We start from the raw sequence: 14,156 nt of genomic DNA on the forward strand, positions 1-14,156 counted from the left end.
AAAAAGCCCAATAGAGATTGGGCTTTTTTCTTTTAAAGTCAAAGTAGTAGCGGTAAAGGGAACCCTATAAAAATCAAAGGTTCACTTAATCAATGTTCGGATTGACACGAACAATGTCGCTCTCTTCTCCGCTAAATTGTTTTTTAAGTTCTTGCTTCGATTTAAAGCTGATTTCACCACCTGCCGCAACCGTCATATGCTGCGCATCAGTATTATGTTTTGATTGATACAACATCACAGCTTGCATACACGAATCTCGCTGCTCTTTAGAAAGTGTTGTACCCTCAGGCCATCTTCCCGTTTCTACTGCATAGACTAAGCGATCATAAACTTCTGGAGTCATCGCTTGTAATAGTTGTTCTGCGTCCATAATGTACCTTCTTATTACATTCTATTTACAGAACATAACGGGTTAAGAAACTGAGTCAAGAATACGAAAATGAATTGGTGTAACGGATCACAAGCAAAGCCATGAAAAGAACACACTGGTTACTTCTCAGCCTCACAAGTCTCGCACTAACGGGCTGTTTCGAAGGTAACGTGACAACCGAAGAGTTGTGCCAAAAAACACCAGAGCTGCGCTGCAAACAGCTCAATATGGATGACGGGCAATGTCGAGTTCCCAGAACAAATTTAGTATGGCATCGGTTTGAGCAATTGAAAAAACCATCAGAAGCCAACCAAATCATCGAATACGCTCTGGTCGCTGAATATAGAAAATGCTTAGAACTCGCCTCTCAGATCACACCTATTGATCAAAGTGCTCTCAAGAGACAGCGTTTTAACGCTTTGGTACACAGTATTGATGAGCTAGAACGCATCGTAAACGAGTTAAAAGGCTCAGAAGACCCGGCTACTTTGTATTTTTTGTGGTCTCAAACGGGTGACATCCAAGCTCGTCGCGCATTTTTACAAATGGAAGGCTCACCCAAGTTAAATACTGCTGAGATGCAATATGCATTAGCTACTTTCTATACTAATCGAGATGCCAAGAAAACGTTAATACTGCTGAATAAAGCGTTGTCTTTATCGGATGAAGACAACCTTAATCCGATCATTCTCAAATCAATGGCAAGCATTCATCAAGGGCTTGGAGAAAAAGAGCGCGCGTATCTGTGGGCAATGGTTGCAAAAAGATTCGACGTCCCGCTTGCTGATGAAAAGCAGCTCAAGCGTATGTTTAATTTTAGTCATGCAGAGCAATATCAGCAGCTAGATGAATTAGCTGAATCGGTGGCAAAAGCCATAGAGAGAGGAAACTACTCTCCAGCAATGATACCCAAAGAGATATAAACGAAAAAACTCCCGCAATTGGCGGGAGTTTTTCTTTGGGTCAAACTACACTCTGTTTTCTACTTACAACAAATCGTATTGAAAGGATAAAACACTATCGAGCACAATTTTGTCGTTATTGTTCTGATTTGTTGAAAATTAACGACACTGAATTAACACAAAAACGCTCACCCGTGGTCTGTGGGCCATCTTCAAAAACGTGCCCTAGATGGCTATCACATGCGGCACAACGAATCTCTGTACGTACCATTCCGTGACTCAGATCTTCTAAATAGCGCACCGCTTGATCATTGATGGGCGCATCAAAACTTGGCCAACCACAGCCAGAGTCATACTTGTTATCAGAGACAAAGAGAGGGGCATTGCAACAGGTACAAGCATAAACACCCGTCTCTTTATTATGCAGTAGTTTACCGCTGAAAGGCGGTTCTGTACCTTGCTCTCGGCAGACACGAAACTCTTCTTCAGAAAGTTGCTCACGCCACTGCTCATCTGACTTCGCCACTTTTTTCCCGTTTTGTTCCACGACTTTCTGCTCCTTCTCTACTGTTTTTGGTATTGACTTTTTTAGCAAAAAACTTGCTTCTCTTAACAGTTGTAGCACATACTTTCTCACCAGGACACCATGCGTAATTAATTTGATAAGAGCACTTATCTCACCAGTTATATTACGCCAACTGGACTACAGAAGAATCAGTTAAAAGTTTAAAAAACGAACATTTGCGAAGAATTGTTAAAAAAAGCGTCGCTTTTTTTTGACTTTAAACAAGTTAAGTCCGATTATCACTTGCAGATGTTTACTGGATTCTGTAATTTTACTACCAGTTATCTTTAATCAGAAATTAAGTTGTGGAGCAACTATAATGACTATCAAAGTAGGTATTAACGGTTTTGGCCGTATCGGTCGTTTCGTATTCCGTGCAGCGCAAGAGCGTGCTGACATCGAAGTTGTAGGTATCAACGACCTTATCGACGTAGATTACATGGCATACATGCTTAAGTACGACTCAACTCACGGCCGTTTCAACGGTACTGTTGAAGTTGAAGGCGGTAACCTAATCGTTAACGGTAAAACTGTACGTGTTACTGCAGAGCGCAACCCAGCGGACCTTAAATGGGACGAAATCGGTGTTGACGTTGTTGCAGAAGCAACTGGTCTTTTCCTAACTGACGAGACTGCACGTAAGCACATCGAAGCTGGCGCGAAGAAAGTTGTTCTAACTGGTCCTTCAAAAGACGCTACTCCAATGTTCGTAATGGGCGTTAACCACGCTACTTACGCTGGTCAAGACATCGTTTCTAACGCTTCTTGTACTACTAACTGTCTAGCGCCTATCGCTAAAGTTCTTAACGACAAGTTCGGTATCGAATCTGGTCTTATGACTACAGTTCACGCTACTACAGCAACTCAAAAAACTGTAGACGGTCCTTCTGCTAAAGACTGGCGCGGTGGTCGTGGTGCTTCTCAAAACATCATCCCATCTTCAACTGGTGCTGCTAAAGCTGTAGGCGTTGTTCTTCCAGAACTAAACGGCAAACTAACTGGTATGGCTTTCCGCGTACCAACAGCTAACGTTTCTGTAGTTGACCTAACAGTTAACCTAAAAGAAGGCGCATCTTACGAAGCTATCTGTGCAGCAATGAAAGAAGCTTCTGAAGGCGAGCTAAAAGGTGTTCTAGGTTACACTGAAGATGCAGTAGTATCTCAAGACTTCATCGGTGAAGTTCAAACTTCTGTATTCGATGCTAAAGCTGGTATCGCTCTAACTGATAACTTCGTTAAAGTTGTATCTTGGTACGACAACGAAATCGGTTACTCAAACAAAGTTCTAGACCTAATCGCTCACATCTCTAAGTAATTAGATAGTTAGCAATTAGCGAATAACTTCGTTAAAGAAAAGGCGGCTCTAGAGTCGCCTTTTTTGTATCTGGAATTTGAGAGAATACCTCGGCGCTGTTGCATTGTATTTGCGACGGATGTCGAAACCCTACTTTCCCCAATGATAGGAAACAGCACATGGATTTAAAAACTCTCCCAGCTCTAACCGTGTTATCTGATAACGTTACTGTCGTTGAAATTGATCAGGTCAAAGTAGTACGTGTTATTCATGAGAAAGCGACAGCAGGCATCTCCTTACATGGTGGTCACGTTGTTTCGTTCACTCCTGCTGGTCATGAAGATTTGATTTGGATGAGCGAGAAGGCAATTTTCGACGGGAAAAAAGCTCTGCGAGGCGGCATTCCCGTTTGCTGGCCATGGTTTGGCCGTATTGCAGCACCGGCTCATGGTTTCGCACGTACTGCTGAATGGGAGCTGGTTGAACATCGCGAGAACGATAACGGCGTGATTGTTGAACTTGCTCTGTTCCCGACAGAAGAAATCCACGATATTTGGCCACATATGTTTGACGCTCGTTTGGTGGTTGAAGTTGGCGATGAGCTAAAAGTGACACTCAAAGTCATGAACATCGATGACGAAGCTTGGACCTTCTCTGGCGCGTTACATACTTACCTAAACGTTGGAGACATTAAGCAAGCACAAACGACAGGCATGGGTGCCGAGTACATTGATAGCTTGAAGGCTGATGCGGTATGCCAAGGTGGTGATGTTCTGCAACTCACTGACACCATTGATCGCGTTTACACGCAACCAGAAGCGAAAATTTTGGTAAAAGATCCGGAACTGAATCGTACATTAAGCGTGGAAAACCATGGTCATAACTCCACGGTACTTTGGAACCCTTGGGCAGAAGGTGCACAAGGTATGGCAGATATGGCTGACGATGGTTACCAAACCATGCTGTGTGTTGAGTCTACTGTTCACGCTCCAAGTATCGAGCAAGGTAAAACGCTCCAGCCAGGTGAGACTCATGAACTTGTCACTGTAATTTCAGTGCAGTAGTTGTAACCAGCTCAAAGGTCGGGGATACCCGGCCTTTTTTGTAATAAAAGCCCCACTTAGATGGTCCTCTCTCAACTAACTTATTGGTTATCAGTCACTTTTGACTATTTCATTAATAAATATCAAAAAATTCGATCATATAAACCGATAGCATGCCGATACAAAACTCATAAATAATAAAAATATCAGGAACTGATCTATGTTAGAGAGATACCGAAATCAAAGTGTCGGATTCCAGTTAAAGCTGGTTATCACTTTGTGTCTATTCATTGCTTTCAGCAGTATTGCTGCGCTTGTTTACCGTAACGCTTCCGATGTTCTATTGAAAAGCACCCTTAAAGAGCACCAATCTAAAGTAGAGTCGATGGCTAAAACCATTGCTGGCCAATTCGATGCTTATCTGCATACCGCTAAAGTGCTCGAGTCCACTTTTCGTAATGGCTACCTTGCCGGTGTTTATGTCGAAAACTATACCGTTGATTTCATGGGTCACGAAATACCAAACATCACTCAATACAGTGAAAGCTTAATTAACGACACAAAGCTGGTCGATAGCTTCACACGTGATACCGGTGCTATCGCGACTTTATTCGCGCCTTTGGGAGATGACTTTATCCGTGTATCTACCTCACTAAAAGATCCTCAAGGTCAACGAGCAGTGGGAACCACACTAGGTCTCGACCACCCAGGTTATCAGCAACTAAAAGCTGGTCAGCCATATTACGCTCAAATAAAGTTGTACGGCGAACGCTACATTACCTATTACTCTCCAATTAAAGATGCAACAGGAAAAGTTGCAGGGTTATCGTTTATTGGTTTACCCGTAGATCAAGCAACACAAACGCTATTCGATGCGCTAGAAGAGATTAAATGGGGCGATACTGGCTATACCATCATTGTCGACAACGACGACAACAATCTTGGTAAGTACCTACTCCATCCGACCAAAAGTGCAACCGACCCTTCAATCACAGAAGTTCGTGACTACGAGGGTAATAAGCCTTTCCATAAAATTTTTGAACAAAAGAGCGGATTAATTCTCTACCCTTACCAATTCGGCTCAACAGTCGGCGAAAAGTACTTAGTGTTTACCGAAGTACCAGGCTGGAACTGGAAACTACTGGGTGGTACGTTCATCAAAGAAGTGACCAAAGGCAGTGATACACTACTCAAACTTATCGCCATCATTTCTTCGGTTGCGGCGATCATTACTTTTGTTGTATTGACGCTTTTCTTGAACCGTAGCCTACAGCCTCTCACGACTCTAAACTCATACATGACTCGCTTAGCTGGCGGCGAAGTCAGCTTGAGCATCCCAGCGTCTCGTAAAGCATCAAAAAATGAAATTACGAACTTGAGTTCGGGTGTTGCCAGTATGGCAGGTCAGCTCAATGAACTTGTTGGCAAGATCCGTTCAACAAGCGACTTAGTGGAGAGCAACTCCACCAGCGTTGCCAACGATGCCCATAGCAATTTGACCCAAGCTGACCGCCAACAAGAAGAAGTCGAGCAAGTTGTGACAGCGATTGAAGAAATGGCCTCTTCCGCTCAATCTGTCGCACAACAAGTCGAAAGCATTGCGGAAAACGTACGCTCAGCAAATACCGATAGCCAGTCTGGTCTCGCGATTGTTGAAGGCGTATGTATCGACGTTGCTCAACTTAACGATCAATTGGATCAATCAGCAGCGGCTATCGAGCAAGTCAATCGCGATAGTGAGAGTATTCAAACCGTCACGAAGATGATTGATGAGATTGCAGAGCAAACCAACCTACTTGCGTTGAATGCAGCCATTGAAGCCGCACGAGCAGGTGAGCAAGGTCGTGGCTTCGCAGTTGTAGCAGATGAAGTGCGTACACTTGCGCACCGTACACAAAGCTCAGTTCAGGATGTTGTTGAAATTATTGAGAAGCTAAAAGGCTCTACTCATAATGCAGTTAATATGATGACCGACAGCCAACGCAGTGCCAATCAGGTCTTAGACAAAGCACAAGACGCGGGTACAGCATTAGAAGCCATCGCAGTACAAGTCCAGTCGATAGCGTCTCAAGCCGACGCCATTGCTGCGACCTCAGAAGAGCAAGCGCAAGTATCCCAAGAAATTGCTGCAAATGCCCATTCTATCAGTGAACTAAACCGAGAAAGCCGCGACACCAGCGCGAAAACCTCGCAAAGTGCCATTGAACTGCAACAACAAGCTCGGAACTTGAAAGAGCAAGTCGACTTCTTCCACTAATACTGAATAAGAGCCGATTCCATCGGCTCTTTTTGTTTCACTTGAGACCACGCTTTTTGATAGAATTTGCCGCCCTACTTTCTGTTCGAGATCGTCATGAACTATCAATGCCCTCTATGCCACCAAGCTCTAGCGTTAAATGAAAAAACGTTTAAGTGCGAAAACAATCATCAGTTTGACTTAGCAAAAGAAGGCTACGTTAACTTGATGCCAGCGCACCACAAACGTTCTAAAGATCCTGGTGACAATAAAGAGATGATGCAAGCTCGTCGTCGATTCCTTGAAGGGAATTACTACAACCCAATGCGCCAAGAGGTTGCGCAGCTGTGCGCGAAATACACTGAGGGAACCGGTCATCAGTTATTAGATATTGGTTGCGGCGAGGGTTACTACACGGATCAAGTGCAGAAAACGATACAAACGCAAACGGACGATGCGACGATATATGGATTGGACATTTCAAAAGTTGCGATTCGTTATGCGGCGAAGCGCTACACACAGAGTCACTTTAGCGTCGCTTCTAGCCATCGGCTTCCTTTCGCGAATGAATCCTTAGATGCTATTTTGCGCATTTATGCCCCTTGCAAGGCAGAAGAGCTTCAGCGCGTTGTAAAAGAGAACGGTGTGGTCATCACGGTGACACCTGCAAGCCGTCACTTATACCAACTACGTGAACGCATTTATCAAGATGTTCGTCTTCACAGTGAAGAGCCAGAACATATTGAAGGATATGAATTAGAGCATCAACAACATCTTAACTATGTTATGAATTTGAAGGACGGGGCCGCATTCGATTTATTGCAAATGACGCCATTCGCATGGAAAGCAACCGATGCACTTCGTGAAGAGTTGAAGTCCGCTACACTCTATCAGTGTGAGGCTGATTTTATGCTGCGCGTATATCGCAAAAAGTCCACTCAGTAATAATAGTGGCAGACAACAAACGCAAATAGTTATCATTTATATTGATTCATTGTTCAGCCTCCATTAATATCATCCGGACATTTTTGGAGGCTTTTCAATGCGCTTTTCTATTTTAAGCTTGCTCTTTGCTGGCTTACTTACTGGTTGTTCTTCTGTTCCATCAACCAACTCTCACCCTACCTCTGCGGAAGTCACTACTTTTTACGACTACCAACTTTACACCCCTTCTGGCGAGCACATCGCTCTAAGCGAACTACCAAAAGAGCTGCAACAAGCAGATGTCATTCTTATTGGTGAATGGCACACACATGCTGGCGTTCATCGCTTTCAAACCGATATGCTCAAACAACTTTCATCTTATGGCCGCCCACTCGCGTTATCAATGGAACAATTTACCCGCGACAAACAACCTGTTGTTGACGCTTACCTGCGTGGGGAAATCGGTGAACAGTACTTGATGAAACAAGCCAATGCTTGGCCCAATTATGAGAGCGACTATCGCCCTCTCGTTGAGTTTGCTAAGCAGAAAAATCTCCCGGTGATTGCAGCGAATGCACCAAAGGGCATTGTCCGATGTATTGGTCGTCAGGGGATAGACTACATTAACAAGCTCGATGATGATCAGCGGATGTTCATTGCACAAGCCATCAACACTGGTAGTAGTCCGTACAAAGAAAAGTTCATGGCATCCATGCATCACGGTAAGCCAGAGCAGACGGAAAAACAGTTTGCAGCTCAAGTTACTTGGGATGAAACTATGGCGGAATCTATCGTTAGCTACCTAGACGACAACCCAGGCGCTCAGGTTGTCCATGTTGCGGGCAAGTTTCACACCGAGCAAGGGTTGGGTACGGCAGCATCAATCTTAAGCCGCAACCCGAGCTTAAAAGTGGTTGTAATTAGCCCAACAGATAATATGCTTGCTGATCATACTGATTATCAGTTAGAGGTTCTTGCACCACCAGTACGGTATGTACAAGATGCTCACCGCATGGCGGCATATCAACACCTCACTAAGCGCAATAGCGATCTTCAATGTAAGTAGCTGGTCTCCAATTTAAGTTACTACCTTGTCGTTGCGTTGCATCATCACACTGCTCCGAGTTCATAGAGTGACAACGGTCTGCTTACTGCTGGTCTATTTTTTGCTAATGATCACGAATAGAAACCAGAAGCGGCAAAAGCAGACCTGTTTTTATCCAAATAGCTTCAGAAATAGACTTTGCCGCCGATAGTAATATAACTGCTTTTTACCGCACTCAGTGACCGAGTGTCGATGTTCCAAGGAGTATTCGATGAATCCAGTAGGAAGCACTTCTGTTAATAACTATGCCAAACAATCTGTCGCCTCTAAGCAAACAAGTATTGCACAAGAGGAAGGCAACGCTTCGCCGCTAAAAGTCGAACACAATAAGGTGACACTGTCCACGGAGGGCAAAGCGCTCCTCGCCGCTCTGCAGCAAATCGAACACGACAGTAAGAGAGTAGAAGCAGAAGATAAATCTGTTGGTGAAAAAGTGGAGTCCTTTACACATGGCGCACTTGGCATGGATCACCCTGACAAAATCGAGGAAGAAGAAGACGGCTCATACTCTGCGGGTCAATACCTTTCTGCGGCCCTCACTGTCGGTGGCATCATATTAGCGTTGGTCTAATAATCGTTACGACAATAAATCCTATTTGAATAAATCACTAACTGCAGCCCATAATTTGATACGTCAAAGAACGATATGTCGTAAACGTAGGTTATATACTCCTCAATTCGACCGCTCTTATGACCTTAGAACGCATACTCGTTTATTGCTCCCTAAACTAGGTTTCTTGTGAAGGCACTGGATGGATAACTTTAGTCCATGCTTTCAACTCCTAAGCGTAATCCAAGCCCACGTTTGTGGGCTTTCTTCTTTCTAAATTCACAAACGTTAGAGGCTGATTCACTTTTTCTACAAACCCAAGCAAAGACGACAATTTAGTTAAACTTTTATTACCGACACAAAATCGTCATAAATCATTGTTTTAATGCCAGCGCTTTCAATAAACAAGGAAAATATAATGAAGCGCTTAGTATCTCCAATCGTTACCGCTGTGGCAGCATCAACCCTCTCTTTTAATGCACTCTCAGCCGAAATCAAAAACGTTATTCTGATGATCGGCGATGGCATGGGGCCTCAACAAGTTGGTCTACTAGAGACTTACGCCAAACACGCACCTAACTCGATTTACAAAGGCGAAACTACCGCTTTGTATAAACTCGCTCAAGAAGGTGTGATTGGATCATCACTGACCAATCCAGAAGACGCGATTGTCGTCGACTCTGCGTGCTCCGCAACGATGCTAGCAACAGGAATACCTACCGCTTCTGAAGTCATTGGCATTGATAGCCAAGGCAACCACGTTGAAACCATTTTGGAAAAAGCCAAAAGCAAAGGTAAGGCTACGGGTCTCGTCTCTGATACACGTATGACTCATGCAACGCCAGCCGCATTTGCCGCTCATCAACCACACCGTTCTCTAGAAAACAGTATTGCGGCGGACATGCTAGAAACTGGCGTTGACGTGATGATGTCTGGCGGACTTCGTCATTGGATTCCAAAGTCGACAAACGACAAGGGAGAGACATACGAGCAACTTGAAAAGCTCACTGAAGGTAATGTCTACCTAAAGTCGAAACGTAAAGATGAGCGCAACTTGCTTACTGAGGCGCAAGACCAAGGTTACAACCTGGCTTTCAGCCGCGATATGCTCACACAAGCTAAAGGTGACAAATTACTTGGACTTTTTGCTTACTCGGGCATGAACGATGGTATTGCCTACAGTCAAAGCAAAAACGATCCAAAACGTACGCAGCCATCACTGAAAGAAATGACCACCAAAGCAATCGACATCCTTTCAAAAGACAAAGACGGCTTTTTCTTAATGGTTGAAGGCGGTCAAATTGACTGGGCTGGCCACAGTAACGATGCGGGTACGATGCTGCATGAAATGATCAAGTTCGACGAAGCGGTAGACTCGGTTTATGAGTGGGCAAAAGGCCGTGATGACACACTGATCATTGTTACCGCTGACCACGAGACCGGTTCTTTCGGCTTTAGTTACTCATCAGCAAACTTGCCTAAACCGCAAAAACGCGACGGCGAAGCATTCAAAAATCAAGATTACGCGCCAAACTTCAACTTTGGTCAGTTCGAAATCCTCGATGGTTTATACAACCAGAAGAAAAGCTACTACGGTATGATCAGCGAATTCCAAGCGCTTGATAAGAAAGCTCAAACACCAGAGAAGTTTGCAGAAATTGTGAATGCAAATAGCGCTTTTTCGATTACGCCTGAGCAAGCAGAACGCGTATTAGCAAGTAAACCAAATCCATACCGACTCGCTGGACACAAATACTTAAGCGAAGAGAACGTTCCTACAATCAATGACTTTGATGCGTTCTTTCCTTACAACGACCGTGGCAACTTGCTAGCTCGTGAGCATGCAACAAAGCAAAACACAGTATGGGGAACGGGTACTCATACGCATACCCCAGTCAACGTATTTGCTTGGGGACCGGCAGAAACTATCCTTCCGGTATCAAAAATCATGCACCACTCTCAGTTAGGTGAGTACTTAAAGCAACAAATCAAATAATCGGCTTGCACTTACTTCACGACTCGTGATGTTCAAACGCTCTCGTAAGGGAGCGTTTTTTTATGCATGAAAATAGTTGACGTTTTAAACAATAAACCTCAATAATTATAGGTCTTTGATTATATGAATGAAGAAAATGTGCGAAATATTTGCTAAGCAACCCCAAGACAACTATCAGTTCATCACCCGCTCTATCCGTATTGATGGTCACGCAACAAGTGTAAAACTTGAAGCGAGCTTTTGGACGATTCTTGAGGAAATTGCTAACGCTCAAAACATGACTGTTCCTAAGTTTATTAGTACGGTCTATCAAGAAGCGCTCGAATACAATGGTGAAGTAAACAACTTTGCCTCCCTACTCCGCTGCGCCTGTCTCACTTACGCTCGCCAGCCTAAAGAGACGATTCGTCAAGCACTGACACAACTAAACACTTAATAACAACCAACCGCTGACCAACCTACCAATAACCCTCATAGGCTATGCAACAGAGTTGTAAGCCATTGAGCATGTTCTAATTTGTCGTACTAGAGTACTACCCAGACTCCTTTTGAACTCGCTAACCTATGCGGACTATCAAGGAGTACCCATGACAAAAATGATTCACACCATGATCCGAGTCAGCGATCTGGACCGTTCTCTACAATTTTACCGCGACGTACTAGAGCTAGAAATCAAAGACCAATACATCTTTGATGGTTTTTCTCTGACCTATCTAGCCAACGAAGAAACTGGCTTTGAATTAGAGCTAACACACAATCACGATCAAACTGACCCTTACACTCACGGCTCAGGCTACGGTCACCTTGCTGTCAGCGTAGAGGACATCGAACAAACTCACAAACGCATTAAATCTCTCGGTATTGAAGCGGGTGACATCAAAGCTTTTGATCACCAACAAAAGCATTTGGCAACGTTCTTTTTTGTGACTGATCCTGATGGTTACAAAATTGAGTTCCTACAACGCCAAGGGCGTTACCTATAACAAAAAGAGTAAACATCATGATTCACTTGACTGCTACCTTTCACGCACAACCGGGAAAAGAACAAGAACTGAAAGCAGTGCTCACCCGAGCACTTGAACCCACTCGCAATGAGGAAGGTTGTGTTCGTTATCAGTTATTCCAAGATAAAGACAATGCGTGCCACTTCGTTTTTCAAGAGCAATTTAAAGACCAACAAGCGTTCGCTCTTCATGGTGAAACAGAACACTTTTCTCTTTTGATTAGCCAAATCGACAACTTGTTAGAATGCGAACCGAAATTGGTGTTCTTTAACGAACTGTAAAAACACCGCTTAATGCAAATAAAAAGGCACTCTTTCTAGAGTGCCTTTTCGTACTGTTGTGGCTGTGATTACGCGTCTTGTTTCTCTACCATGTGCAAATGCACATCTTGTTGTGGGAAAGGAATCGAAATGCCTTCTCGGTCAAAGCGCAGTTTCACTTCTTTTGTCACATCCCAATACACGTCCCAATAATCATCAGTTTTTACCCAAGGACGAACAATAAAGTCTACAGATGATGTGTTTAACGTATGCACTTTGATCATCGGCTCGGGCGTACGAAGTACTGCAGGGTGAGAAGTAATGATATCAGACAGCACTGACTCGGCTTTCAGCAAGTCATCCGCATAGCCAATGCCAAACACCATATCCACACGGCGAATGCGCTCGTGTGTGACGTTCTTAATGACATCTCCCCAAATTTTACTGTTAGGTACAATAATAATTTGGTTATCAAACGTACGGATTGTGGTGTTCACCAAACTCATATGGCTTACCTTACCATCCACACCACCAGCATACACAAAGTCACCAACATCAAATGGGCGATAAATAAGCAACATCATACCCGCCGCGAAATTGGACAAGGTGTCTTGTAAGGCGAAGCCGATAATCACACCGGCAATACCAAAACCGGTTAGGATCGGTGCTAGGTTCAATCCGAGCTGAGATAGGCCCACCATGATACCAATCACCCACACGAACTTGCCGGACATTGAGATAAAGAAATCCTGCATCAAGTGTGAGAGTTTTAAGTTTTTCGATGAAACCGCCTTGCTGACCACTTTGCGCGTTAACTTCGCGAGCCCACGAGCGATCAATAAAATCAACGCAAATACAAACAACTGGAAAATGTGCTGCGGCGCATTTTCGGCAAACCAGTCTAGTGCAGAGTTGGACCAATGGCTCAGTATTGACCACACTACTTTGGTATTCAGCAAGTCGTGGGTGATATTCCCTGTCACTTCGAAAATTTGGCGTTTGTATTCGGACGTTTCTAAACCGACTTTATCGCCAATCGAAATTAAATTGCGTAGGCTTTCTGTCGCAATATTCAGTCTTTGCTTAGTAATAAGCTGACTTAACTGCAGTGACGCTTTTTCCGATTCAGGGCTTGACGAAAGTTGAGAGCCGATGATCTCACTTTGCTGACTCAAGTACTCAATTGAGGCAGACAGCAAACGCATGCGTTTATCAACTTTATCCTTTAGTTCCGCTTCTGCGCGCTCATTTTGAGCCCCTAACTCTTTCAGCCAAGCAAGGTTTTGCCAACTTGAATCGAAGCTGACATCGAGGTAATGCTGTAACTCTCGGTAATCATTAACAAGAGCAAGCTTCTCTTCATCCTTGGCTTTATTTAAATCTTCAACGACTTTCTTTATTTTTTCCGACAGATAGTTCGTGGCGTCCTCAGAGTATTTTTCCTGCTTTTTAACCAAGGAGATCAATTTGTCGCGAGGGATAGTTTCACGTTCAATTGCTGATGCTAACTGACTTCTTAACTCTTCATTTTTTTGGAACAGCTGCAGTTGAAGCGCGTCGCGCTCATCACCACTCGCTTGCGAGAGACCTTGGGATAAATCCACAATTTCTCGATTCAAGTTATCAATAGAAGTTTCGGCAGCAGAGGGCTCTGGCGTATCCTGAATATCTTTCGCATTGATGACCATCGGGGCCATCATACCGAGGATAAGCGTGAATAATGCCACCCAAGATGTCAGGCGTATTTTCTGGGGGAAATGAAACGTCATGTTTACCTCTTAGGGAACAGTTCTGATCAAAACGACCAAGAATAGAAGTGTAAAGCCTTGAAATTATATACCTAAGTTTACAACACTAAATAATAAACTGAGCAGCATTTCGTTAGTTGGGCGTCAAAGTTGAGAAAC

Annotated in this window: 14 protein-coding genes; 11 read left to right on the forward strand and 3 right to left on the reverse strand. The window is 43.9% G+C overall.

Annotated elements, in window-relative coordinates:
- Positions 1-85: 85 nt before the first annotated feature.
- Positions 86-370 carry a DUF1315 family protein gene (locus CBX98_RS16280; RefSeq protein WP_005380700.1) on the reverse strand — a complete coding sequence of 95 codons (285 nt, stop codon included), beginning with the start codon at positions 368-370 and terminating at the stop codon, positions 86-88.
- A gap of 101 nt (positions 371-471) precedes the next feature.
- Between CBX98_RS16280 and CBX98_RS16285 the strand changes: the two genes are divergently transcribed.
- Positions 472-1,293 (forward strand): DUF2989 domain-containing protein, encoded by an 822-nt coding sequence (locus CBX98_RS16285; RefSeq protein WP_109169773.1) that lies wholly within the window; start codon positions 472-474, stop codon positions 1,291-1,293.
- 115 nt (positions 1,294-1,408) lie between these two features.
- Here the strand turns inward: CBX98_RS16285 and msrB are convergent, their stop codons facing one another.
- Positions 1,409-1,819, reverse strand: a complete 411-nt coding sequence (msrB, locus tag CBX98_RS16290) for a peptide-methionine (R)-S-oxide reductase MsrB (RefSeq protein ID WP_047010128.1) — start codon at positions 1,817-1,819, stop codon at positions 1,409-1,411.
- Between the two features lie 337 nt (positions 1,820-2,156).
- Here msrB and gap point away from each other — a divergent pair, with 337 nt between their 5' ends.
- The 10 genes from gap to CBX98_RS16345 all read left to right on the forward strand — a co-directional run bounded on the left by gap (position 2,157) and on the right by CBX98_RS16345 (position 12,270).
- Positions 2,157-3,152: a type I glyceraldehyde-3-phosphate dehydrogenase gene (gene gap / locus CBX98_RS16295; RefSeq protein ID WP_012841556.1), complete on the forward strand. Its 996-nt coding sequence runs from the start codon at positions 2,157-2,159 to the stop codon at positions 3,150-3,152.
- Positions 3,153-3,310: 158 nt separating this feature from the next.
- On the forward strand, positions 3,311-4,195 hold the full coding sequence (locus CBX98_RS16300) for a D-hexose-6-phosphate mutarotase (RefSeq protein ID WP_109169774.1): 885 nt from the start codon (positions 3,311-3,313) through the stop codon (positions 4,193-4,195).
- Between the two features lie 199 nt (positions 4,196-4,394).
- Positions 4,395-6,431 (forward strand): methyl-accepting chemotaxis protein, encoded by a 2,037-nt coding sequence (locus tag CBX98_RS16305; RefSeq protein WP_109169775.1) that lies wholly within the window; start codon positions 4,395-4,397, stop codon positions 6,429-6,431.
- A gap of 96 nt (positions 6,432-6,527) precedes the next feature.
- Positions 6,528-7,355 carry a 23S rRNA (guanine(745)-N(1))-methyltransferase gene (gene rlmA / locus CBX98_RS16310; protein WP_046874509.1) on the forward strand — a complete coding sequence of 276 codons (828 nt, stop codon included), beginning with the start codon at positions 6,528-6,530 and terminating at the stop codon, positions 7,353-7,355.
- A gap of 97 nt (positions 7,356-7,452) precedes the next feature.
- A complete protein-coding gene (locus CBX98_RS16315; RefSeq protein WP_109169776.1) occupies positions 7,453-8,400 on the forward strand; it encodes a ChaN family lipoprotein in 948 nt (315 codons plus the stop codon).
- Between the two features lie 250 nt (positions 8,401-8,650).
- Positions 8,651-9,010 carry a hypothetical protein gene (locus CBX98_RS16320; protein ID WP_005397250.1) on the forward strand — a complete coding sequence of 120 codons (360 nt, stop codon included), beginning with the start codon at positions 8,651-8,653 and terminating at the stop codon, positions 9,008-9,010.
- 397 nt (positions 9,011-9,407) lie between these two features.
- Positions 9,408-10,985: an alkaline phosphatase gene (locus CBX98_RS16330; protein ID WP_047010121.1), complete on the forward strand. Its 1,578-nt coding sequence runs from the start codon at positions 9,408-9,410 to the stop codon at positions 10,983-10,985.
- Positions 10,986-11,121: 136 nt separating this feature from the next.
- The gene (locus CBX98_RS16335; RefSeq protein ID WP_031780613.1) at positions 11,122-11,421 is read left to right on the forward strand and encodes a ribbon-helix-helix domain-containing protein; all 300 of its coding nucleotides are present in this window, start codon (positions 11,122-11,124) and stop codon (positions 11,419-11,421) included.
- A 151-nt stretch (positions 11,422-11,572) separates the two neighbouring features.
- Complete coding sequence (locus CBX98_RS16340) at positions 11,573-11,968, forward strand: VOC family protein (protein ID WP_172605979.1); 396 nt, start codon at positions 11,573-11,575, stop codon at positions 11,966-11,968.
- A gap of 17 nt (positions 11,969-11,985) precedes the next feature.
- Positions 11,986-12,270 (forward strand): putative quinol monooxygenase, encoded by a 285-nt coding sequence (locus tag CBX98_RS16345; protein WP_109169777.1) that lies wholly within the window; start codon positions 11,986-11,988, stop codon positions 12,268-12,270.
- A 68-nt stretch (positions 12,271-12,338) separates the two neighbouring features.
- Here the strand turns inward: CBX98_RS16345 and CBX98_RS16350 are convergent, their stop codons facing one another.
- Entirely contained in the window at positions 12,339-14,018 is a 1,680-nt protein-coding gene (locus CBX98_RS16350; protein ID WP_031780612.1) for a mechanosensitive ion channel family protein, read from the reverse strand.
- Positions 14,019-14,156 lie beyond the last annotated feature (138 nt).

Origin of the sequence: Vibrio sp. T9, from assembly GCF_003123985.1 — a bacterium.
In the GTDB taxonomy this organism is placed as follows: domain Bacteria; phylum Pseudomonadota; class Gammaproteobacteria; order Enterobacterales; family Vibrionaceae; genus Vibrio; species Vibrio diabolicus.

Bases quoted from the DNA above. Each gene is read 5' to 3' on its own strand.
- CBX98_RS16280 (WP_005380700.1), bottom strand. From the start codon at position 370: ATGGACGCAGAACAACTATTACAAGCGATGACTCCAGAAGTTTATGAT.
- CBX98_RS16285 (WP_109169773.1), top strand. From the start codon at position 472: ATGAAAAGAACACACTGGTTACTTCTCAGCCTCACAAGTCTCGCACTA.
- gap (WP_012841556.1), top strand. From the start codon at position 2,157: ATGACTATCAAAGTAGGTATTAACGGTTTTGGCCGTATCGGTCGTTTC.
- CBX98_RS16300 (WP_109169774.1), top strand. From the start codon at position 3,311: ATGGATTTAAAAACTCTCCCAGCTCTAACCGTGTTATCTGATAACGTT.
- CBX98_RS16305 (WP_109169775.1), top strand. From the start codon at position 4,395: ATGTTAGAGAGATACCGAAATCAAAGTGTCGGATTCCAGTTAAAGCTG.
- rlmA (WP_046874509.1), top strand. From the start codon at position 6,528: ATGAACTATCAATGCCCTCTATGCCACCAAGCTCTAGCGTTAAATGAA.
- CBX98_RS16315 (WP_109169776.1), top strand. From the start codon at position 7,453: ATGCGCTTTTCTATTTTAAGCTTGCTCTTTGCTGGCTTACTTACTGGT.
- CBX98_RS16320 (WP_005397250.1), top strand. From the start codon at position 8,651: ATGAATCCAGTAGGAAGCACTTCTGTTAATAACTATGCCAAACAATCT.
- CBX98_RS16330 (WP_047010121.1), top strand. From the start codon at position 9,408: ATGAAGCGCTTAGTATCTCCAATCGTTACCGCTGTGGCAGCATCAACC.
- CBX98_RS16335 (WP_031780613.1), top strand. From the start codon at position 11,122: ATGTGCGAAATATTTGCTAAGCAACCCCAAGACAACTATCAGTTCATC.
- CBX98_RS16340 (WP_172605979.1), top strand. From the start codon at position 11,573: ATGACAAAAATGATTCACACCATGATCCGAGTCAGCGATCTGGACCGT.
- CBX98_RS16345 (WP_109169777.1), top strand. From the start codon at position 11,986: ATGATTCACTTGACTGCTACCTTTCACGCACAACCGGGAAAAGAACAA.
- CBX98_RS16350 (WP_031780612.1), bottom strand. From the start codon at position 14,018: ATGACGTTTCATTTCCCCCAGAAAATACGCCTGACATCTTGGGTGGCA.